Source organism: Pseudomonas sp. FW305-7, from assembly GCF_058786735.1.
On the sequence record NZ_JBYSZA010000014.1, the window covers coordinates 129,016 to 149,853 of the forward strand.

Annotated in this window: 26 protein-coding genes and 1 pseudogene; 13 read left to right on the top strand and 14 right to left on the bottom strand. The window is 59.5% G+C overall.

Annotated features, from left to right (window positions below):
- The first annotated feature begins 118 nt into the window (after nucleotides 1-118).
- Complete coding sequence (locus tag AC3WMT_RS17920; RefSeq protein ID WP_103306753.1) at nucleotides 119-421, top strand: DUF7693 family protein; 303 nt, start codon at nucleotides 119-121, stop codon at nucleotides 419-421.
- Nucleotides 422-528: 107 nt separating this feature from the next.
- Complete coding sequence (locus AC3WMT_RS17925; protein WP_103306754.1) at nucleotides 529-1,074, top strand: hypothetical protein; 546 nt, start codon at nucleotides 529-531, stop codon at nucleotides 1,072-1,074.
- Nucleotides 1,075-1,115: 41 nt separating this feature from the next.
- Here AC3WMT_RS17925 and AC3WMT_RS17930 read toward each other — a convergent pair whose 3' ends face one another.
- Together AC3WMT_RS17930 and AC3WMT_RS17935 are read right to left on the bottom strand one after the other, a co-directional pair.
- Nucleotides 1,116-1,751 (bottom strand): hypothetical protein, encoded by a 636-nt coding sequence (locus AC3WMT_RS17930; RefSeq protein WP_103306755.1) that lies wholly within the window; start codon nucleotides 1,749-1,751, stop codon nucleotides 1,116-1,118.
- A 69-nt stretch (nucleotides 1,752-1,820) separates the two neighbouring features.
- Nucleotides 1,821-2,327, bottom strand: coding sequence for a GNAT family N-acetyltransferase (locus tag AC3WMT_RS17935; RefSeq protein ID WP_103306756.1), 507 nt, complete (start codon nucleotides 2,325-2,327; stop codon nucleotides 1,821-1,823).
- A 142-nt stretch (nucleotides 2,328-2,469) separates the two neighbouring features.
- On the opposite strand from AC3WMT_RS17935, the gene AC3WMT_RS17940 reads away from it, so the two are divergent.
- Nucleotides 2,470-3,114 (top strand): TetR/AcrR family transcriptional regulator, encoded by a 645-nt coding sequence (locus AC3WMT_RS17940; RefSeq protein ID WP_103306757.1) that lies wholly within the window; start codon nucleotides 2,470-2,472, stop codon nucleotides 3,112-3,114.
- Between the two features lie 67 nt (nucleotides 3,115-3,181).
- Here AC3WMT_RS17940 and AC3WMT_RS17945 read toward each other — a convergent pair whose 3' ends face one another.
- The 3 genes from AC3WMT_RS17945 to ggt all read right to left on the bottom strand — a co-directional run bounded on the left by AC3WMT_RS17945 (nucleotide 3,182) and on the right by ggt (nucleotide 6,717).
- Entirely contained in the window at nucleotides 3,182-4,195 is a 1,014-nt protein-coding gene (locus AC3WMT_RS17945) for a lysozyme inhibitor LprI family protein (RefSeq protein ID WP_103306758.1), read from the bottom strand.
- Between the two features lie 193 nt (nucleotides 4,196-4,388).
- Entirely contained in the window at nucleotides 4,389-4,922 is a 534-nt protein-coding gene (locus tag AC3WMT_RS17950; protein WP_103306759.1) for a cysteine hydrolase family protein, read from the bottom strand.
- A 67-nt stretch (nucleotides 4,923-4,989) separates the two neighbouring features.
- Nucleotides 4,990-6,717, bottom strand: coding sequence for a gamma-glutamyltransferase (gene ggt / locus AC3WMT_RS17955; RefSeq protein WP_103306760.1), 1,728 nt, complete (start codon nucleotides 6,715-6,717; stop codon nucleotides 4,990-4,992).
- 153 nt (nucleotides 6,718-6,870) lie between these two features.
- Between ggt and AC3WMT_RS17960 the strand changes: the two genes are divergently transcribed.
- Complete coding sequence (locus AC3WMT_RS17960) at nucleotides 6,871-7,386, top strand: methylated-DNA--[protein]-cysteine S-methyltransferase (protein ID WP_103306782.1); 516 nt, start codon at nucleotides 6,871-6,873, stop codon at nucleotides 7,384-7,386.
- 121 nt (nucleotides 7,387-7,507) lie between these two features.
- Here AC3WMT_RS17960 and AC3WMT_RS17965 read toward each other — a convergent pair whose 3' ends face one another.
- The 4 genes and pseudogenes from AC3WMT_RS17965 to AC3WMT_RS17980 all read right to left on the bottom strand — a co-directional run bounded on the left by AC3WMT_RS17965 (nucleotide 7,508) and on the right by AC3WMT_RS17980 (nucleotide 10,591).
- The gene (locus AC3WMT_RS17965; RefSeq protein WP_103306761.1) at nucleotides 7,508-8,098 is read right to left on the bottom strand and encodes an NUDIX domain-containing protein; all 591 of its coding nucleotides are present in this window, start codon (nucleotides 8,096-8,098) and stop codon (nucleotides 7,508-7,510) included.
- 155 nt (nucleotides 8,099-8,253) lie between these two features.
- A pseudogene (locus AC3WMT_RS17970) lies at nucleotides 8,254-9,252 on the bottom strand (chitinase); the annotation flags it as partial.
- A gap of 43 nt (nucleotides 9,253-9,295) precedes the next feature.
- Nucleotides 9,296-9,931 carry a lytic polysaccharide monooxygenase auxiliary activity family 9 protein gene (locus tag AC3WMT_RS17975; protein ID WP_103306763.1) on the bottom strand — a complete coding sequence of 212 codons (636 nt, stop codon included), beginning with the start codon at nucleotides 9,929-9,931 and terminating at the stop codon, nucleotides 9,296-9,298.
- 222 nt (nucleotides 9,932-10,153) lie between these two features.
- Complete coding sequence (locus AC3WMT_RS17980; protein WP_103306764.1) at nucleotides 10,154-10,591, bottom strand: hemerythrin domain-containing protein; 438 nt, start codon at nucleotides 10,589-10,591, stop codon at nucleotides 10,154-10,156.
- Nucleotides 10,592-10,740: 149 nt separating this feature from the next.
- Between AC3WMT_RS17980 and AC3WMT_RS17985 the strand changes: the two genes are divergently transcribed.
- On the top strand, nucleotides 10,741-11,166 hold the full coding sequence (locus AC3WMT_RS17985) for a GNAT family N-acetyltransferase (protein ID WP_103306765.1): 426 nt from the start codon (nucleotides 10,741-10,743) through the stop codon (nucleotides 11,164-11,166).
- A 99-nt stretch (nucleotides 11,167-11,265) separates the two neighbouring features.
- Here AC3WMT_RS17985 and AC3WMT_RS17990 read toward each other — a convergent pair whose 3' ends face one another.
- The gene (locus AC3WMT_RS17990; RefSeq protein WP_103306766.1) at nucleotides 11,266-11,616 is read right to left on the bottom strand and encodes a hypothetical protein; all 351 of its coding nucleotides are present in this window, start codon (nucleotides 11,614-11,616) and stop codon (nucleotides 11,266-11,268) included.
- A gap of 134 nt (nucleotides 11,617-11,750) precedes the next feature.
- Here AC3WMT_RS17990 and AC3WMT_RS17995 point away from each other — a divergent pair, with 134 nt between their 5' ends.
- From AC3WMT_RS17995 to AC3WMT_RS18030, 8 genes are all read left to right on the top strand, one after another.
- Nucleotides 11,751-12,080 carry a DUF6388 family protein gene (locus AC3WMT_RS17995; RefSeq protein ID WP_103306783.1) on the top strand — a complete coding sequence of 110 codons (330 nt, stop codon included), beginning with the start codon at nucleotides 11,751-11,753 and terminating at the stop codon, nucleotides 12,078-12,080.
- A gap of 25 nt (nucleotides 12,081-12,105) precedes the next feature.
- Nucleotides 12,106-12,810 (top strand): YoaK family protein, encoded by a 705-nt coding sequence (locus AC3WMT_RS18000; RefSeq protein ID WP_103306767.1) that lies wholly within the window; start codon nucleotides 12,106-12,108, stop codon nucleotides 12,808-12,810.
- 105 nt (nucleotides 12,811-12,915) lie between these two features.
- Nucleotides 12,916-13,308 (top strand): sulfurtransferase complex subunit TusD, encoded by a 393-nt coding sequence (gene tusD / locus AC3WMT_RS18005; RefSeq protein WP_103306768.1) that lies wholly within the window; start codon nucleotides 12,916-12,918, stop codon nucleotides 13,306-13,308.
- Nucleotide 13,309: 1 nt separating this feature from the next.
- Nucleotides 13,310-13,666, top strand: a complete 357-nt coding sequence (tusC, locus tag AC3WMT_RS18010; protein ID WP_103306769.1) for a sulfurtransferase complex subunit TusC — start codon at nucleotides 13,310-13,312, stop codon at nucleotides 13,664-13,666.
- A complete protein-coding gene (gene tusB, locus AC3WMT_RS18015) occupies nucleotides 13,666-13,959 on the top strand; it encodes a sulfurtransferase complex subunit TusB (RefSeq protein WP_103306770.1) in 294 nt (97 codons plus the stop codon). Before tusC ends, tusB begins: the two co-directional genes overlap by 1 nt.
- A complete protein-coding gene (locus AC3WMT_RS18020) occupies nucleotides 13,956-14,291 on the top strand; it encodes a TusE/DsrC/DsvC family sulfur relay protein (RefSeq protein ID WP_103306771.1) in 336 nt (111 codons plus the stop codon). Before tusB ends, AC3WMT_RS18020 begins: the two co-directional genes overlap by 4 nt.
- Nucleotides 14,288-15,289 (top strand): glycosyl transferase family protein, encoded by a 1,002-nt coding sequence (locus AC3WMT_RS18025; protein ID WP_103306772.1) that lies wholly within the window; start codon nucleotides 14,288-14,290, stop codon nucleotides 15,287-15,289. Before AC3WMT_RS18020 ends, AC3WMT_RS18025 begins: the two co-directional genes overlap by 4 nt.
- Nucleotides 15,290-15,381: 92 nt before the next feature.
- Nucleotides 15,382-16,383, top strand: coding sequence for a glutathione S-transferase family protein (locus AC3WMT_RS18030; RefSeq protein WP_103306773.1), 1,002 nt, complete (start codon nucleotides 15,382-15,384; stop codon nucleotides 16,381-16,383).
- 50 nt (nucleotides 16,384-16,433) lie between these two features.
- Here AC3WMT_RS18030 and cysG read toward each other — a convergent pair whose 3' ends face one another.
- The 4 genes from cysG to AC3WMT_RS18050 are packed head-to-tail and all read right to left on the bottom strand — an operon-like array spanning nucleotide 16,434 to nucleotide 20,821.
- On the bottom strand, nucleotides 16,434-17,828 hold the full coding sequence (cysG, locus tag AC3WMT_RS18035; protein WP_103306774.1) for a siroheme synthase CysG: 1,395 nt from the start codon (nucleotides 17,826-17,828) through the stop codon (nucleotides 16,434-16,436).
- A complete protein-coding gene (gene serS, locus AC3WMT_RS18040) occupies nucleotides 17,829-19,109 on the bottom strand; it encodes a serine--tRNA ligase (RefSeq protein WP_103306775.1) in 1,281 nt (426 codons plus the stop codon). It abuts the gene before it with no gap.
- Nucleotides 19,110-19,124: 15 nt separating this feature from the next.
- Nucleotides 19,125-19,499 (bottom strand): fluoride efflux transporter CrcB, encoded by a 375-nt coding sequence (crcB, locus tag AC3WMT_RS18045; protein WP_103306776.1) that lies wholly within the window; start codon nucleotides 19,497-19,499, stop codon nucleotides 19,125-19,127.
- Nucleotides 19,499-20,821: a replication-associated recombination protein A gene (locus AC3WMT_RS18050; protein ID WP_064117801.1), complete on the bottom strand. Its 1,323-nt coding sequence runs from the start codon at nucleotides 20,819-20,821 to the stop codon at nucleotides 19,499-19,501. The genes crcB and AC3WMT_RS18050 overlap by 1 nt, the downstream gene beginning before the upstream one ends.
- Nucleotides 20,822-20,838 lie beyond the last annotated feature (17 nt).

Genomic DNA, 20,838 nt, shown 5'->3' on the forward strand with positions numbered 1-20,838 from the left:
GTTCACGAAAAAGAGGGTGGCGGATGTTACGGAATTGTCCGGGTTGGGGCCAGTGATCGCTGACACTCGTCGACATGCGCTTTATGCTGGCGCGCTTGTGCATCCATCGAGTTCAAACATGTCTGAGTTTCTGAGCGCCCGTGAGGTTTGCCAACGACTGCGCGATGCCGCACTTGGCGTGCTTGCGTTGCAGGTGTCCGCAGCGCCTGCCGAGGCCGGACTTATCGCGGTCGACATCGAAGGCTGGCATTTGCTGCTGGATTTTGAAGGTAAACGGTTGCATCACTGTGAATTCGCTCGTGACGACAACGGCCACGAAGGTGCGCTCGACACCTGGCAGCGTTACGGCACCGATCCGGTGAGTTTGCTCAGCACCTGGGAGCTGGCGCAGATCGAAAACTTGCTGACTGAACGAGGCTGATATTGCCCAGCGAAAAAATGTTTCTTGCGAGTGAGTAAACACGGTTGCTCGATGATGGCACTCTGCCCATAATTCGCGCCCCCTACATTCCCACGCAAGGAACTGCCGTGAAGAAGTCGCTGTTGTTGATCCCGATGCTGGCGTTGTTGCTGCAAGGCTGTGGCATGACCATGACCCGCTACGAGCCGAGTTACGAAAACGTGCAGAAGCTCAAGCAGACCCCGCCGCTGCACGCGATCAGCAATCCTCAAGTCACCGCCGAAACCGGTGAAGGTTCGCTGATGGTCCGCGCCAACCCGATCCGCTCGCCGTCCGGGAGCATCCCGGCGCACATTCAGGACGCAATCACCGAAGAGCTGCGCAAGGCTGGTTTGCTGGATCCTAACGCCCAGCGACAATTGAAAGTGCTGGTGGTGAAGAATGAAATGACCGCTGGCATGGGCACAGGTAGCGGCAAGCTTGCTGCACGTTTCACCCTGCTCAATGGCAATGATGTGGTGTACGACGCGACCAAGGGTGTCAGCAGCCAGTGGAGCAGCAGCTTCTTCGGTTTCATTGCGATCCCGAACGCGGTCAACGCTTACAACCCGATGTTGCGTGATTTGCTGAAAGATCTGTACAGCGATCCGCAGTTCATCCAGGCCCTGAAATAAGGGTAAAAAAAGAGCCGCGATTGCGGCTCTTTTTTTTTGCGTCACGCCCGTGGAATACGGGAGTCGAGCGCTGAGTACTTCAGGTTCTTGTTGTCGATCATTTGCTTGAGCAGCGCGTTGACCTGACGGGCGAACGTGTCGTTGACCGCCGCCTTCGGGGTATTGCCCATCAGCGGAATGAACCAGATACCGACCCAGGTGCCGATCGCATCGTGGTTGCTCGCGGTGGTCAGGGCCTGACCTGTTCCGTCCACGGCTTCCAGGCTCATGGTGTACTGATCGGTGCCGTACGCCGGGATCACCCCCAGGCTGAAACCACTGATGAAGCCCAGCACCATCGAACCGGCATTCGGCGGATGGTTGTACATTTTCAGACGCAGGCTGTAGTCGCCTGGTTGCTTCTGGAACTCATCCAGCGTGACACGACCGAACAGACCGGAATCCGTCAGAATCTTTTGCAGCTCCGGCTTGAGCTGGTCACGTGCCTGCGGCACTTCTACGGCCGAGGCGCTTTTCGGCTCGCCCTGATAGAAGTCGAAATCGACATAGACGTTAGGCTTGTTGGCGTAACTGGCCATCGACGGCATTGTCACCGGCGCCACTTCGTCTTTAGTGAAACTGGCACAACCGCCGAGCGCCATTACCAGGCCCAGCGCCAGGATTTTCCCGAATTGCATGATGTCCGTCCCTATTTGAACAACGCCAAATGATGGCAATGAGCCTCCATTGCGGAGGCCGGGCGGATTCTAGAGAGAGCCGGCGTCGGGGGAAAGAGAAAAAGACAAAAATTTCGACTCAGCTTGGCGCAAATCGAGCAGGTAGGTGTAGTAGCCGGTGTCTCGCACATACCCCAGCGACTCGTACAAACCCTGGGCGGTGAAGTTGTCGATCGCCGTTTCCAGCACCAGTCCCTTGGCGCCCGTCTCCAGGGCAAAGTCGCGGGCTGTGTTCATCAATAACCTGCCGACGCCACGACCACGGGCGGAAGGCGCGGTGAACAGATCGCTGAGCAACCAAGTGCGGTGGGCGTCTATGGACGAAAACGTCGGGTACAACTGCACAAATCCCAGCGCTTCATCGCGCTCGTCCTTAGCGAGAAAAATCACTGATTCGTTGCCCGCCATACGCTCGGCGATAAAGGCGCGCGATTGCTCAAGGTTCGACGGTTGTTCATAGAACCCCCGGTAGGCGTCGAACAACGGCGCCACCGCATCCAGATGAGTCGCGTTCGCCCGCAATGCCCGAATAGTCATATCCCCTCCCCGCCTGCATAAATGATCGAACCAGCATAGCGCTGTCTTTCGAGTGTGCTGGCTTCACCGCTATATAGTTTTGTATATTGCGAAACCGAAATCGCCAGAATCTGTTTATGTCGTCTTTTACTTTCGTGTGTCCATGAGCGCTATTCGAGTCCGCAACGAACAGTTAATCCTTGCCGCTGCCAGTGAAGAATTCGCCGCCAAGGGCTTCGACGCCACCCAGACCCGCGACATCGCGGCCCGTGCCGGGGTGCCCAAGCCCAATCTGTATTACTACTTCCAGTCCAAGGAAAACCTATACGGCAAGGTGCTGTTGGGTTTCGTCGAGCCGCTGCTGGAGGCGTCGGCGGTGCTGCGTGAAAGCGACGATCCGCTGATTGGCTTGCGTGCCTATGTCGCTGCGCGGATTCGTATCGCCCGCGAGCACCCGGCGATTGCCAAGGTGTTCAGCGGTGAATTGTTGCTCGGGGGGCGGCAGTTGCCGGATGAGTGCCGCGATCTGTTGCACGCTGAAGCGCGGCGCAATGTCGAGTGCCTGCGCAGCTGGATCGACCGTGGCTTGCTGGCGCCGGTGGATCCTGAACATTTGATGCTGTTCATTTGGTCGGCGACCCGCACGTATACCAATATCGGCTGGCAGATGGGCCGGATCATGCAGCGCGAGGTGCCGCTGGATGAGGACTATCAAACAGCGGCAGAGACGATTACGCGAATGGTGCTGGAGGGTGTGGTGGTGACACCGCGGGTTGGGGAAATTCGTGGGGTTTTGTTTGCCACTTGAGGGGATTGGGGACTGCTGCGTAGCCATCGGGCGGTGCGACGTTCCGCTAAATCCCCTCGCCACAGCGTCAGGGCATGTGGTCCAAAGGAATCCCACGATTGCCGTTGGTGCGTTGGTACCAGGCTTGCAAAACGTCGGGCAGACGTCCTTTCCATTTCGCAGCGTTGGTGTAATAGCGCATTCGCTCCTGACCGTTTGCTCCGTAGGTCAGCATGATGACCCAAAAATGCTGGTCGGTTGTGTTCATCATGATGCCGGTGCCGCCCAGGCCTCGCATCCACATTTCCACGACCTGACTGCCCGGTATATCGCTTGAGGGATCACCGATATGCAAGTTGCCGGAGAACTCCACCAGCTTTTGATAATCATCCTTGAGCAAAGCGTGCAGGATCTGATTTTCTTCAGGGTTGCGCGCCAGACCAAGGCTGAGCATGTCGTAATCGAGCGTCAGTGGTTGCTCCGAGGCGACGTAAGTGCCGGCGTAAAACACGCCCATTCCGGCGCCGCAGTCGGCATCGGAGCCGGCTTGCGAGATGTTCAGTACGCCGTTCAGGGGGGTGAAACTCAACGCGCACTCGCCTTCTACGTAATGTGCTTCGCCGTCCTTGAGTTCAGCGGTGCCGTCGAGGTCGCCGGAGTTGGCCCCCTCTCCCGCCGCGATATCAAACGTAATGTGCGCAGCGTCGCGGCGATGCGTGGTCAGCGTGGCTGCCGTTGATGTTCGAGAAGGAATGAGTTGCCAGGTCGCATCCCAACTGAACGGCTGAACAGCATGCTCCAGTTCGGCCAGACGCATCACATACTCACGGCGCAAACAGGCAGTCAGCGCGCCACAGGCGTTGCGGCTCTTCAGCCACTGCCGTTGATCAGTCTTGAGTGCCTTGGCATCGGGAACCTTGGCCAGAGTAGAACCCCAGCGTTCGGCGAGTTGCTCATCCAGTTGCGACAGATATGGATCGGCGCAAATGGCTTTTTCGGTTTTACTCGAAGCACTGGCGCAATCGAAACTGCTGGCGTGGGTGGCGCAGGCAAACGCGAGGGTGGTCAGCGCCAAGGCATGACGGAGGGTGAAAACGGGCATCGACAGAATCCATTCTTCAAACGGCGGGCAGTATGCCAGTGCTGCTGACGAAAATCCTCGCTGGACACAAAGGTTTCAGCCGCCGCAGATCCCTGTGGGAGCGGGCTTGCCCGCGAAGACGTCCGGTCAGGCAAATCCTCGGTAACTGGCACTCCGCCTCCGTGAGCAAGCCCACTCCCACAGGCAATCGGGCTTAGAACGCAATGTCTGCGCCAGGTTTGACATCGATCCGCGCCACGGAACCGGTGAGGTGTGCCAGATCCTTGTTGTGTTCGGCGATGATGTCTTCGGCACTCATGTTGCCGTTGTCGAGGGTGGAATGCGCGTCCGCGACGAGCACCACGTCGTACCCCAACTGATGAGCCTGGCGCACGGTGGCATTGACGCAGTAATCGGTTTGCAGACCGCAGATCACCAATCGCTCGAAATCTTCGGTCGGCAGCAATTTACGCAGGTCGGTCTGGTAGAACGAATCCGGGGCGGTTTTGCTTACGCGCAGATCTTGCGGGGATGTCTCCAACCCTACGGCCAGTTGCCAGCCATCGGCACCATGAGCCAGCGGGCTATCTTTTTCCTCATGCTGAATCAGCACCACCGGAACCCCGGCCTTGCGTGCGCGGGTGCTGAGGTCGTTGATAGTGTCGATCACACGGTGGATGTCGTGGCACTGGTATTCGCCCGAGCACAGGGCGCGCTGGACGTCGATGATCAGTAATGCGGTGGTCATGATGAGCCTTCCTTGATCATTCCTTGAGACAGGGACGGACTGGCATCCGCCCCCTTTTTTACGCCTCTCAGTAACCCAGTGACAACCCGGTATTGCGCCGTGGATCGTTGGCGCCGTAGAAACGGTTTTTGCCGACCGGTTTACCCCCCAGCGACGGCGCGCCCACCAGGATCGCGGCAATGTGGTTGGCGTCCTGCGGACCGGCGAACTTGTGGCCCCAGCTTTCGAGGATCTTCCGGGTATCCGGGCTGGCGGCGAAGTCTTCTAGGTTGGTTTCTTCCGGCATCCACTGTTGGTGGAAGCGTGGCGCATCGACCGCTTCCTGCAAGCCCATGCCGTAGTCGATGACATTGAGCATGGTCAGCAAGGTGGCGGTGATGATGCGGCTACCGCCCGGGGTGCCGACTACCATGACCACTTTGCCGTCCTTGGTGACGATGGTCGGGCTCATCGACGACAGCGGCGCCTTGCCCGGAGCAATGGCATTGGCTTCGCCTTGCACCAGCCCGTACATGTTCGGCACACCGACCTTGGAGGTGAAGTCGTCCATTTCGTCATTGAGGATCACCCCGGTCTTGCTCGCCATCACGCCTGCGCCGAACCAGTCGTTGAGGGTGTAGGTGACGGAGACCGCATTGCCCCACTTGTCGACGATCGAATAGTGCGTGGTGTTGCTGCCTTCGTGGGGCGCGACGCCGGGTTTCAGCTCGGCCGAGACGCCAGCCTTTTGTGGCTGGATCGCGTCACGCAGCTTGGTCGCGTAGTTCTTGTCGAGCAAGTGCTCGATCGGGTTTTTCACAAAATCCGGATCGCCGAGATAGCTGTTGCGATCGACATAAGCGTGACGCATCGCTTCGATCTGATAGTGCATGCCCTGGGCCGAATGGAAGCCCAGATCCTTCATCGGATAGCCTTCAAGGATGTTCATGATCTGACAGATCACCACCCCGCCGGAGCTTGGCGGTGGTGCGGAAACTACGTGGTAGCCACGGTAATCGCATTCCACCGGAGCCAGTTCACGGGTTTTGTATTTGTCGAGGTCGGCCTGGGTGATGATGCCTTTGTTGGCCTGACTGGAGGTGACGATGGCGTCGGCGACCCAGCCTTTATAGAAACCGTCGGCGCCTTTTTCCGAGATAGTGCGCAAGGTTTTTGCCAGGTCTTTCTGCACCAGTTTCTGCCCGACCTGCATCGGCTCGCCATTACTCAGGAAGATCGAGCCGGAATCGCGGATGTCCTTTTTGAACACATCCGTAGCGTATTCGAGCAGTTCGACATCACCCTGCTGCAACTCGAAACCGTCTTCAGCCAATTTGATCGCCGGGGCGATCATCTCCTTGCGCTGTTTGGTGCCGTACTTGCTCAGCGCCAGTTCCATGCCGGACACGGTGCCCGGCACGCCAACCGCCAGGTGGCCACGGGTGCTGAGGTCCGGGATGACGTTGCCGTCCTTGTCGAGGTACATGTTGGCCGTCGCGGCCAGCGGGGCTTTTTCACGGAAGTCGAGGAAGGTCTTGCGCCCGTCTGCCAGTTGAATGGTCATGAATCCGCCGCCACCCAGGTTGCCCGCTGCGGGATAAACCACCGCCAGCGCATAACCCACCGCGACCGCCGCATCGACGGCGTTACCGCCGTTTTTCAACACATCGACGCCCACATGCGTGGCCAGATGTTGCGCGGTGACCACCATGCCGTTTTCGGCGGCGACCGGCGCCACCGAGGCAGCGTGAGCCATGAGACAGCTGAGTGCCAGTGAGGTCGCTATCAGCGATTTGGCCAAAGGTTCGTACTTCATGAGTCGATCTCTTTTTTTTGTTTTCAGGGTCTGTGCAAAACAGAGGGGAACGCTTCAAGAGCAACAAGCAGTATGGTCGGCTTTACGGTTTGCGCCTCCCCGATCAGCCAGTATGCTGGGCGTCGTTACCGTGCCGATCCGGAGTTCTTCCCGATGCCCTACACGTTCATCATCCTGCCCTCGCCGGTCGGCGAGCTGAAGCTGGTCGCGAACGGCTCACGACTGGCGGCCATCCTCTGGGAAAACGACAAACCCAACCGCGTGCGTCTGGGGCCGATGAGTGAGGCACCGGATAATCCGGTCCTGATCAACACAGCACGACAGCTGGAAGAATATTTTGCCGGGACGCGCAATTGCTTCGATCTGGAACTGGATTTTGCCGGCACCGATTTTCAGAAAAAGGTGTGGGCGGCGTTGCTGACCATTCCTTTTGGGGAAACTCGCACGTACAGCCAGATTGCCGAGCAGATCGGCAATCCGAGTGCGGTGCGCGCAGTGGGAGCGGCGAACGGACGGAATCCGATTTCGATAGTCGCGCCGTGCCATCGAGTGATCGGAGCGTCGGGGAAACTGACCGGGTTTGCCGGGGGGCTTGAGGCGAAGGAGCGATTGTTGAGGCTGGAAGGTAGCCAGTGGTCGGAGGTAGGTCGAACGGGGGAACTGTTTTAGCCTCCGCGTTCGGGGCGAAAGAGCGTTTGTGGCGAGGCTCCCGCTCCAGCTCGCAGAACTGGCAAAATCTTGGGGCCGCTGCGCAGCCCAGCGGGAGCAAGCTCCCTCGGCACAATGGTATTCAGTCGGTAAACAGATTATTCATCGCCGCGTATTGCAGCAGCATGATGGTCTTGGCATCGCAGATCTCACCGCGCTGGAACGCCGCCAATGCCTCGTCAAACCCCCACTCCAGCACTTCCAGCTCTTCAGTCTCTTCTTCCAGACCGCCACCGTTGCCGACCTTCGACGCCGAGTCGTACTCGGCAATGAAGAAGTGCAGTTTCTCGGTGACCGAACCGGGGCTCATGTAAGCCTCGAATACCTTCTTGACGTCGTGCACGCGATAGCCGGTTTCCTCTTCGGCTTCATCGCGAATACGCTGCTCCGGCGCAGCACCTTCCAGCAACCCCGCCGCCACTTCGATCAACAGGCCGTCATGGCCATTGACGAACACCGGCAGGCGGAACTGTCGGGTCAGCACCACTGAACGCTTTTCGCGATTGAACAGCAGAATCGCCGCGCCATTGCCTCGGTCATACACCTCGCGGGTCTGACGCTGCCACTCGCCGTTATTGCGGTGATAGTCAAAGGTGACTTTCTTCAACAGATACCAGTCGTGGGACAACACCTCGGTATCGATGATGTTGACCCGCTCGGCTGTGTTGGACATGACGCCTCATCCTTTTGTCATCAGAAAGCGTCCATAGTCGATCAATCGAACCCACAAAAAAAGCCCGGCAGCGCTACCGGGCTTTTTGTTGGCGATTAACGGGCCATGTGCGACAGCGTTTCATCCACTACTGGCGTGCTTGCCTGCACGCCCGTGATCAGCGGGCCGTAGCGCCGACTGAACTCCCAGTTGTACGGCACACGATCCTTGCTGACGCCGTTGTCCCAGTTCACCGACCAGGTCATCAGGCCTTTGATCAGGTGCCCTTTGATCGCCAGCCGTTTGAGCACATTGCCGACGACGGTCTTGTCGATCACATAACCGGTGGCGGCAGCGTCGACGTTGGCGGGCAGGCCGATGACGAACTTGTCCGCCGCGATCTTCGTGAACCCTCGAGTGCCGGTCACCAGACTTTCGGTCAGGTAATAGAGGAAATCCTCTTTCAGCGCATCGTTGTTCTGCGCGATCCACGCGCCGGCGCCGTTGTTGGCCTCCGGCACCCAGACCCCGTCGCCACCCTGATTGTAGAACTGCGGTGCGATGAAATCGTAGTAGCCTTCCAGCGCTTGCAGGTAACCGACGTACTTGCCGTTGCTGGTGAGGTACGGAAACTCCGGGGCCATGCTGATGATGAAGTGCTTGCCCTGGCCGGCGTAGTGATCCTTGACCAGTTTCAGCGCAGCCGGGAGCACGGTCTTGTTGGCGGCGAAATCAATCGCGCTCTGTTCAAGATCGATGTCCAGACCATCGAAGCCGTAGGTTTCCACCAGGCGGATGATTTCATTGGCCAGTGGTTGCTCCTGACCGCTGCGCAACTCGATGTGCGCATCGGCGCCCCCCAGGGAAATCAGCACCGCCCGCCCCTGACTGTTGAGCACGCCGACCTGGCGGCGAAACTCGGCATCGGAAACGTTGAACGGCTTGAAGGTCGGAATCCCGCTGCCTTTCATGAAGGCCACGGCAACCACGTTGTATTCCTTGGGTACATCCTCCAGCGCGATGCTGGCAAACCGGCCCTGCCGATAACCGTCGCTCGGTCCTGCCGGCCAGTTGTGCCAGAAGCCCATGAGGATCTTTTTGCCGGCGATGCTCGGCATCAGCGAAGCCGCATCGGTCGCCGCATTCTGCAATAAAGTGAAGTCGATTTTTGACATGTTCTAATCCTTCAGAACGTGTGGATTGGGCGACGCTGCGCCGTTATTTGAAGTCGACGTCGAAGGCCTGATAGAAGGCGTTACCGGTGTTGGCAACGATCCACATCAGTACGATGACGTGATGCCCCTTCTTGTTGGCCGGTAGTTTTACTTCGTGATCGACCTTGGCCTTCATCTCACCCGCGTGACTGTAGTACGGAACCTGAGTGTAGAAGTCTTCGAAAAACGGTTGCGCCTCCAGCTGTGCGCGGGTGATGCGCTGCTGCGGATCCCAGCCATCCTTGGTGATCAGCCAACGATAACCACGGGTGGTATGCGCCGCGGTGTAGACCCAGTTGACCTTGAGGGTCTGACCCGCGGTGACGTTGAGCAACGGCCAACTGAACGGACGATTGAGCTTCTTGCTCATCTCCTCACTGGTGAAGTTCACGCAATCGCGGGCGTCGGACTTGCCGCCACTGAGAATGTAACCGTCAGTGGGCGGCGTGACGCTGTCACTGTCGCTGCCATAGGGCGCCGGGAACGGCCCGGCCGCCAGTGCCGGGAAGTTCTTGCCGCCTTCCATTTCGTTGACCTGCCAACCGGCCAGCAACCCGAGATCGATGGCCACCGAGCCACGGCTCGCTGGAGAGGTGACGCGACCATGTCGCAGTTGGGTTTCCAGATTTGCCTGATTCATGTTTTTCACTCCGTTGATTTAAGAACTCTCCTTCCCGAGGAGAGGCCTTCAAGCTAACGGAGGGGGATTTTTTGTCCATCGGCGGTTTTGTCGCAGTCTGCCCGGTCACAATTCGCAAAACACCGAAAATACTGGATGGATATACAGCTTATTGCGACAGCTCGCACTCGACGTATAGGCAAAGACGTACACGTCGAAGTTGCGAAATCCCGCATTGGCAACTCAGGGCAGTTGTGCCTGAAACTCTTTTTCGTACTGCCCGGCCAGCTGCACTTTCTGTTTTTCGTTGAGCAATTTGCCGGCCATCTGGAAGAACTTCTGCTCTTCTTCCTTGAGGTGGTGGTGGACCTTGTCCGAAAGCTTTTTCGCCGTGGCGAGCCAGGCGGGACTGGACATCTCGGTCTCGTCCAGCTCTTCCATCATCTCGTCCATTTCATGGTGCTCGGAAATGGCGTGGCGGCTGAGATCGACACCGTTGTCGAACTCCATCAGCGGGATATAGAAATGGCGTTCTTCAGCGGTTTCGTGGGCTTGCAGTTCAGCCTTGAGCTGCTTGTAGGCCTCGACCCGTTCCGGGCTGTCACCGCTGGTCTCGATAAGGGCTTTGGCGTAGGTGCGTTGGCGGTCATGGCTCTCGCGAAGGGCTTCGAAAATGTTCATGGGGTGTCCTCATCAACCGCGTTCTGGAATGACGCTGTAGAAAGCTAGACCGCAGCGCGAGCGCGGCGGTTCCACCGGGTTGCAGCGGGGCTTGGAAGACATCCCCTGCACAGGATAGGCTGCGGGTTCTCACCACAAGGAAGTCATGCATGAACTTGCGTATCGAGTTGTCGAACAACCCCACCGACGAACAACGCCAAGCCATACTCTTGCCCCTGATTGCGTATAACGATGCCAAAACGGGCGGCTCAAAGTCAGAACCGTTCGCCCTCATGGTGCGCGATGACCACGACACAATCCTTGGCGGTTTGTATGGACGTGTGATTTTTCAGTGGATGTTCATTGAGTTGCTGTCAGTGCCCGAACAGGGCCGGGGACGGGGCATTGGCTCGGAACTGATGGCCATGGCCGAAGCGTTGGCCAGAGAGAAGAATTGCCTGGGCATGTGGCTGGACACCTTCGACTTTCAGGCGCCGGGGTTTTACCAGAAGCTGGGGTTCAGCCAGTTTGGTGAAATCGTCGATTATCCGCCGGGGCACAAGCGGCATTTTTTCCAGAAGCGCTTGATGGATTGAATTTGACGGCCCCTTCGCGAGCAGGCTCGCTCCCACCTTGAAATGCATTGCTGTGGGAGCGAGCCTGCTTGCGAAGACGGAAGCAGCCTCAACACATCATCAAAGGCAAGTCGCCAACGCCGCCAACCGCCGCTTGGCCACAAAATCATCTTTCTGCGCGTAGTAGTTCAGCGCCGTGCCCGACGCCTGCGTGCTGACATCGACAAACGACTCCGCCGAACGCGTATACACCGTCGAACCGCCCTTCTTGCCCGGTTGCAGATAAGCCCCTGCATCCACGCCGAACACCACTTCGTCCTGCCACGCGAATTGCACGCACTGGGCGACGACTTTCTCAGGCTTGTCCGAGGTCAGGGTTTTGTAGGGAGTTTTAGTGCGAGCATCGTCCATCACCGAACCCGCGCAACCGGCCAGCACCGTCGCGGCCAGCGCCACCATCAGAATTCGCATTGCATTCGCTCATTCAGAAAAAAGCGGACTGTATCACCGCAGCAGCAGAAATCGTTCTGCTTTACTGCATTTATAGCGCGACACGCGCAGGCCGCTGCGGCAACCTAAGGTCATCAGCCTCACAAGGAAAACCCATGGCGCCTACCGATCAGCGACATGAACATGCTCTGAAACTGTTTCTCGATCAACGCCCCGAATTGCGCGAAACGCTTGATCATCTCAATCCGCTTTTGGCCCAAGCCAAGGGTGAAACCCAGGCGCAGTATCGCGAAGAGCGTCTGCACGAAGCATTTGAGGAGGAAGCAGAAAGCCTCGGGTTGTTTGCTTGGGAACTGACCTTGAAACTGACGGCCGATTCGCCCGAGGAATATCAGGCCCAGCGTCTTGAGGTGCACCGCGAAGTAGCGGAAATGGCCGGCATGGAGTGGCTGGAATACTGCGATCTGTATGGAATAGAACCGTAACCGCCGCTCAAGGAAACAATTGACGATGCTGCCTTCCGCCTCGACTCACCGGGCCAGCCCCGGCCATCTGCACACGCAGAAATGGCGTGGCCGCGTGGGTTTGGCGCTGGTGGCCAGCCTGTCGGTACTGGCCGGGATGACCGACGCCATCGGCTTTATGGCCAGCGGTGATTTCGTCTCGTTCATGAGTGGCAACACCACGCGGCTGGCGGTGGCGATCAGTGATGGCGACCTCGGCTTGACCCTGCGTCTGGTGATCCTCGTCGCTACTTTTGTTGTCGGTAATGCATTGGGTGTACTCGTCGCGCGTCTCGGCGGCCGACGGGCGCTGCCTCTTCTACTGTGTATCGCCACCCTGCTCTGCGCCGCTGCAGCCTGGCCGTTTGATTCGCAACTGCCGGCCCTGCTGGCGGCGATCATCGCCATGGGCATGCTCAATGCGTCGGTCGAGGAAGTGAATGGTCTGCCGGTCGGGCTGACCTATGTCACCGGTGCATTGTCACGGTTCGGCCGTGGACTGGGCCGATGGCTGCTCGGCGAGCGGCGCAGTGGCTGGCGCGTGCAACTGGTGCCGTGGAGCGGGATGTTTATCGGCGCGATTCTTGGCGCCGTGCTGGAACATCACTTGGGGCTCAAGGCGATGTTCGTCAGTGGTGTGCTGGCGGCGATCATCGGACTGCTCTCTCTGAAAATCCCGCGGCGCTGGCAACTCGGCTATATGCCACGCTGACTGTTACCGAGATTAATTCCCTGTGGGGGCGCGTACACAACTTGGGTTTCGCCGCTACCCCGATAAAGCTTTATCATGGCCGCAGTTTTGCTAATCGAGTCCGTCATGAAGTTCGCCATCGCGTTGTTTTCCGCCGCCCATGCGCCCTCCTCGCGCCGTGCCCTGCTGTTTGCGCAAGCTGCGCTGGCCGGCGGGCATGAGATTGTCCGGCTGTTTTTCTATCAGGATGGCGTCTACAACGCCTCCGACGCGGTGGTCACCCCGCAGGATGAACTGGACTTGCCCAAGCAATGGCGCACGTTCATCAGCGAGCAGAAGCTGGATGGCGTGGTGTGCATCGCCGCGGCCCTGCGCCGAGGCGTGCTCAACGGCGAAGAAGCCAAACGCTATCAGCGTGAGGCCGTGTCGGTCAGTGCGCCGTGGGAATTGTCCGGCCTCGGTCAGTTGCATGATGCGGTGCAAGACGCCGATCGCCTGATCTGTTTCGGAGGTGCGTGAGATGGCCAAATCCCTGTTGATCATCAGCCGTCAATCGCCATGGTCCGGCCCCGGTGCCCGCGAAGCGCTGGACATCGTGCTGGCCGGCGGCGCCTTCGATCTGCCGATCGGTCTGCTGTTTCTGGATGACGGCGTGCTGCAACTGGCCGCTGGGCAGAACGCCAAGGCCTTGCAGCAGAAAGACCTCAGCGCCAACCTGCAAGCACTGCCGATGTTCGGTGTCGAAGAGCTGTTTTACTGCGCCGACAGCGCCAGTGACCGAGGGCTGAAAAACCTCTCGCTGGATGAGGCACAACCGCTCGCCGCCGAGCAAATCACCGCCCTTATTGACCGTTACGATCAGGTGATTACCCTCTGATGTCGACTTTGCATATGTTGTCTCATTCCCCGTTCGGCGACGATCGCCTGACCAGTTGCCTGCGCTTGATCGGCAGTGCTGATGCTTTGCTGCTGAGCGGTGACGCGGTTTACGCACTGCAACCGGATACCGCGCTGCTTGCGGCGTTGCAAAGCCGCCAGATAAAACTGTTCGTGCTGGAGGAAGACGTGCAGGCCCGCGCCGTGTCGATTCCGGACTGGGCCGAAGCCATCGATTACCCGGCCTTCGTCGAACTGACGATCCACCACGACAAGGTCAACAGCTGGCTATGAATTCCATGACCGTCGGCGCCCGCGCCATCGAGCTGGACAAGGATGGCTTTCTGGTTGAGCTGAGCGATTGGTCACATGACGTCGCCAGCGCCCTCGCTGCCGCCGAAGATATCGAACTGACTGCCGACCACTGGGAAATCCTCGAACTGCTGCGCAGCTTCTATGCCGAATTCCAGCTGTCCCCGGCGACCCGCCCGCTGATCAAGTACACCGCGCTGAAACTCGGCCCGGACAAAGGCAACAGCCTGCACCTGAACCGACTGTTCAAAGGCACCCCTGCCAAACTCGCCGCGAAACTGGCGGGCCTGCCCAAACCGACGAATTGCTTATGACCGACTTCCCAGCGCTGACCCTCGAAACGCCTGCCGAACATCCGTTCGCCCAATTCGTGCGAATCCTTGGCAAAGGCAAGCGCGGCGCCCGCGATCTGACCCGAGAAGAGGCCCGCGAAGCCATGGGCATGGTGCTCGACGACAAAGTCGAGGACACCCAGCTCGGCGCCTTCCTGATGCTGCTGCGGCACAAGGAAGAAAGCGCCGAGGAAATGGCCGGTTTCACCGAGGCCCTGCGCGCTCGTTTGCAGGCGCCGGCACTGAACGTCGATCTGGACTGGCCGACCTATGCCGGCAAAAAGCGCCATCTGCCGTGGTATCTGCTGGCGGCGAAATGCCTGGCACAGAACGGCGTGCGCATTTTCATGCACGGCGGCGGCGCGCACACCGCCGGGCGCCTGTACACGGAACAATTGCTGGGAGAGCTGAACATCCCGTTGTGCCGCACCTGGCAGCAGGTCGGCGACGCGCTGGACAACGGTGGCCTCGCGTTTATGCCGCTGATGGACTGGGCGCCACAGCTGCAAAAGATGATCGACCTGCGCAACACCATGGGCTTGCGCTCGCCGATCCACTCGCTGGCGCGGATTCTCAACCCGCTGGGCGCCCGCTGTGGGCTGCAAAGCATCTTCCATCCCGGCTATCAGGCCGTGCACCGTGATGCCAGCGGCTTGCTGGGCGATACCGCGATTGTGGTGAAAGGCGATGGCGGCGAAATCGAGATCAACCCGGATGCCGACAGCCATCTCTACGGTACTCGCGGCGGCGCAAGCTGGGACGAGGAATGGCCACAGCTGTCGGCACAACGCCACGTCAAACCAGCCTCGCTGGACATCGAGCATTTGAAAGCGGTGTGGCGCGGCGAGGTGGTCGACAGCTATCCGCAAATGGCGCTGATCTCGACCATGGCGCTGGCGCTGCGAGGTCTGGGGCAAAGCCGTGAACAGGCTTTCGAAACCGCCGAGCAATACTGGGCCGCGCGGGACAAATCGATTTAACCGATCATTCGCGCCCGATCTTTGCGCTTTTTGTTCGAACTCATCGGAATAGACTCGGCTCCAATGATTATTGGTTCTCAGGAGTCTTGAACATGGGTTTGTTAGTCGATGGCCGCTGGCAGGACAAGTGGTACGAAAGCAGCAAGGATGGCGCGTTCCAGCGCGAACAGGCGAAACGTCGCCACTGGGTGACCGCTGACGGCCAGCCCGGCCCGAGTGGCGAAGGCGGTTTTGCCGCCGAGGCCGGGCGCTATCACCTTTATGTTTCCCTCGCCTGCCCGTGGGCGCACCGCACGTTGATCCTGCGCAAACTCAAAGGCCTGGAAAGTCTGATCGACGTGTCGGTGGTCAGTTGGCTGATGCTGGAAAACGGCTGGACCTTCGACACGGCGCTCGGCTCGACCGGTGACAAGCTCGACGGTTTTAACTTCATGCATCAGCGCTACACCGCTGACACGGCCGATTACACCGGTCGCGTGACGGTGCCGGTGTTGTGGGACAAGCAGCTCAAACGCATCGTCAGCAATGAATCAGCGGAGATCATCCGCATGTTCAACAGCGCGTTCGATGACTTGACCGGCAACGATCTGGATTTCTACCCGGCGCCGCTGCGCGGTGAGATCGACGCGTTGAACAAGCGGATTTATCCGGCGGTGAACAACGGCGTGTATCGCGCAGGCTTTGCGACTTCGCAACAGGCTTATGAAGAAGCCTTCGACGGGGTGTTTGCCGAGCTGGATCATCTGGAGCGGGTGCTTGGTGCCAACCGTTATTTAAGTGGTGAGTACCTGACTGAAGCGGATATTCGCCTGTTCACCACGATCATCCGTTTTGACGCGGTGTATCACGGCCACTTCAAGTGCAACCTGCGGCGGATTGCCGACTATCCGAATCTGTCGAACTGGCTGCGTGAGCTGTATCAGATGCCGGGGATTGGCGAGACGGTGGATTTCCAGCACATCAAGAACCACTACTACGGCAGTCACAAGACCATCAATCCGACGGGAATTGTGCCGAAGGGGCCGGAGCAGGATTTCACGGAGGCCCATGATCGGGCGCGGTTGGCTGGCAAAGGGGTTTGGCGCCGGGGTTAATTGATGCGGTGTTTTTGAAGGCCTGCTCGCGAATGGGGCGACTCGGTTTTTCAAACCTGCGCCTGAGCCCCTTCAAACCAAGCCAGTTTTTCGCGCAGTTGCACCACTTCCCCAACGATCACCAATGTCGGCGCATGCACTTCATGCTCCGCCACCAGTCGCGGCAAATCCGCCAGCGTGCCGGTAAAGACCCGCTGATTGACCGTGGTGCCTTGCTGAATCAGCGCCGCCGGGGTAGTCGCCGCACGACCGTGCTTGATCAACTGCTCGCAAATCACCGGCAACCCCACCAGGCCCATGTAGAACACCAGCGTCTGCGCCGGAGCGACAAGGTCGGCCCATGGCAGATCGGTGGAACCGTCCTTCAAATGCCCGGTAACGAAGCGCACGGACTGCGCGTAATCACGATGGGTCAGCGGAATCCCGGCATACGCCGCGCAACCACTGGCCGCCGTAATCCCCGGCACCACCTGGAATGGAATCCCATGCGCGGCCAACTCTTCAATCTCTTCGCCGCCACGGCCGAAAATAAACGGATCACCACCCTTCAACCGCACCACACGCTTGCCGGCCTTGGCCAGATCGACCAGTTGCTGGTTGATCTGATCCTGCGGCACCGCGTGATCGGCGCGACGCTTGCCGACGTAAACCCGCTCGGCATCGCGACGGCACAACTCAAGAATCGCTGGCGCCACCAAGCGGTCGTACAGCACCACGTCGGCTTGCTGCATCAGCCGCAGAGCACGGAACGTCAGCAGATCAGGATCACCCGGGCCGGCGCCGACCAGATAAACCTCACCGGTGGTGATTGTCGCTTCGCCATCGATCTTGGCTTGCAGCAGACGCTCGGCTTCGGTGCCCTGCCCGGCCAGTTGCCGGTCAGCAATCGGCCCCTGAAAAACGTCTTCCCAGAACCCGCGACGCTGCTGCACATCCGGAAACAGGTTTTTAACCTGATTGCGGAAACGTGCGGCGAGCCCGGCCAACTGACCGTAGGTCGACGGAATCCAGGTTTCGATCTTGGCGCGAATCAGCCGCGCCAGCACCGGCGCATCGCCACCGCTGGACACCGCAATGATCAGCGGCGAACGGTCGACGATCGCCGGGAAGATCACGCTGCACAACTGCGGCGCGTCGACCACGTTGACCGGCACGCAGCGCCGATGGGCATCACTGGAGACTTGCGCATTCAGCGTTTCATCGTCGGTGGCGGCAATGATCAGCCCGCAACCGTCCAGATCCGCTTCGACGTAACCGCGCAACACGCATTCACCACCTGAGGCGGCGACCAGTTCGCGCAGTTGCGTTTCAATTTCAGGTGCGACCACCCGCAGCAGCGCACCGGCATCGGCCAGCAGGCGGGATTTGCGCAAGGCAATCTCCCCCCCACCGACGACCAACACACGACTGCCGCGCAGGTTGTGAAACAGCGGCAGATATTTCATTTAGCCGATGACCTCAAGGCCACCCATGTACGGCTTCAGTACGTCCGGCACACGGATCGAACCGTCGGCCTGCTGGTAGTTTTCCAGCACGGCAACGAGGGTACGGCCCACCGCCAGGCCGGAACCGTTCAGGGTGTGCACCAGTTCAGGCTTGCCGGTTTCCGGGTTGCGGAAACGCGCCTGCATACGGCGGGCCTGGAAGTCGCCGCAGTTGGAGCACGACGAGATTTCGCGGTACTTGTCCTGGCTCGGGATCCACACTTCCAGATCGTAAGTCTTGACCGCGCCGAAGCCCATGTCGCCGGTGCACAGTGCCAGGGTGCGGTAAGGCAGACCCAGCAGTTGCAGGACTTTCTCGGCGTTGGCGGTCAGGCCTTCCAGCGCTTCCATCGAAGTCGATGGCTCAACGATCTGGACCATTTCAACCTTGTCGAACTGGTGCTGACGGATCATGCCGCGCGTGTCACGGCCCGACGCACCGGCTTCGCTACGGAAGCACGGCGTGTGCGCCACGAACTTGATCGGCAGCAGTTTCGAGTCGACGATTTCGCCGGCAACGATGTTGGTCAGCGACACTTCGGCAGTCGGGATCAGGTACAGATCGGCTTCGCCTTCGCGGGCGATCTTGAACAGGTCTTCTTCGAACTTCGGCAATTGACCGGTGCCTTGCAGCGCCGGCGCCTGAACCAGATAAGGCGTGTAAGCCTCTTCGTAGCCGTGCTCGTGGACGTGCAGGTTGATCATGAACTGCGCCAAAGCGCGGTGCAGACGGGCGATCGGGCCACGCAACAGCGCGAAACGTGCGCCGGAGAGCTTGGCGGCGGTTTCAAAATCCAGCCAGCCGAACTTCTCGCCAAGTGCAACGTGATCTTTGACTTCGAAGTCGAAGGTCGTCGGGGTGCCCCAGCGGCGCACTTCGACGTTGTCGTCTTCATCTTTACCGACCGGAACGGATTCGTGCGGCAGGTTCGGGATGCCCAACAGGATCGAGTCCAGTTCGGTCTGGATCGCGTCCAGCTCGACTTTACCGGCGCTCAACTCACCCGCCATGCGCTCGACGTCCGCCATCAGCGGCGCGATGTCTTCGCCGCGCTGCTTGGCCTGACCGATGGATTTGGAACGCGCATTACGCTCAGCCTGCAGTGCTTCGGTGCGGGTCTGGACGGTCTTGCGCTGTTCTTCCAGCGCTTCGATGCGCGCGGTATCCAGGGCAAAGCCACGGGAAGCCAGGCGGTCCGCTACGTCCTGAAGGTTGCTACGTAACAGTTTGGAATCGAGCATGTCGGTTTCTCGTTATCAAAGTTTGGTCAAGGACAGGCCAGCCCACGTCGCGAGCAGCCCGCCGAATACGCTGAGTGCCGCATAGCCGAGGGCCAGCAACACTTGCCCGCTTTCCAGCAGGCGCACCGTATCCAGTGAAAAGGATGAAAAAGTCGTCAGCCCCCCGAGGAAGCCGACCATCAACCCGGCACGCACCTCGATCGGCACTTCCGGGCGTATCAAAAACAGGCCGTACAACACGCCAATCAGCAGGCAGCCCACGATATTAACGGCCAGCGTCGCGGTATAGAAGTGCCGCGGCCAATTGGCGTTGACCCAATTGCCAGTGGCGAAGCGCAATAATGTGCCGGCAATCCCGCCGACGGAGACCGCTATGATCAATGGAAGCACTATTTTCTCCGCTGTCTTGGGCTTAAACGGTCGAGTTGCGCGAGGTGGTTGAGCTTCTCGCCGATCTTCAACTCAAGGCCTCGGGGCACCGGTTGGTAGAACGGAATCGGCTCGAGTTCTTCCGGAAAATAATCTTCGCCGGCGGCATACGCATCCGGTTCGTCGTGGGCGTAGCGGTATTCGTCGCCGTAGCCCAATTGTTTCATTAGCTTGGTCGGCGCGTTGCGCAGGTGCAACGGCACTTCCAGCGAGCCGTTTTCAGCGGCGGCGCGCAAGGCCGTTTTGAAGCCCATGTACACCGCGTTGCTTTTCGGTGCGCAGGCCAGATAGGTAATGGCCTGCGCCACCGCCAACTCGCCTTCCGGACTGCCGAGACGTTCCTGCACTTCCCATGCGGCCAGGCACAGGCTGAGGGCGCGCGGATCGGCATTGCCGATGTCTTCGCTGGCCATGCGCACCACGCGTCGGGCCAGATAAAGCGGATCGCAGCCGCCGTCGATCATCCGCGCAAACCAGTACAGCGCACCGTCGGGGTTGGAGCCGCGCACCGACTTGTGCAGTGCGGAGATCTGGTCGTAGAACGCTTCGCCGCCCTTGTCGAACCGCCGACGGGTGTCGCCGAGCAGGCTTTGCAGGAGTTCGGTGCCGATCTCGCTGTTGTCTTCGGCCAGGTCCGACGCGTTCTCCAGCAGATTGAGCAGACGCCGGCCGTCGCCATCGGCGGCCGACAGCAGCATTTGGAAGCCTTCGTCGTTGAGCGTCAGGTTGCGCTTGCCCAAGCCGCGCTCTTCGGTGAGGGCGCGGTGCACGAGTTTGCGCAGCGCCGCCTCGTCGAGGCTCTTCAGCACATAGACGCGAGCCCGCGACAACAGCGCGTTGTTCAGTTCAAACGAAGGGTTTTCGGTGGTGGCGCCGATGAAGATCAGCGTGCCGTCTTCAACGTAGGGCAGGAACGCATCCTGCTGAGACTTGTTGAAGCGGTGTACTTCATCGACAAACAGAATCGTGCGCTTGCCGTACTGGCCGGCCTGCTGCTTGGCGATTTCAACGGCCTGACGGATCTCCTTGACCCCGGCGAGCACCGCCGAGACCGTTTCAAAGTGTGCATCCGAGACTTCCGCGAGCAACCGCGCCAGTGTGGTCTTGCCCACACCCGGCGGGCCCCAGAAGATCATCGAATGCAGGGCACCCTGCTCCAGCGCTTCACGCAGAGGCTTGCCGCGAGCGAGCAGGTGCTCCTGACCGACGTACTCATCCAAATTGGTCGCACGCAAACGCGCGGCCAGTGGCTGAGCAATCGGTGCACTGCGAAACAAATCCATCACGTACCGTTGAAACC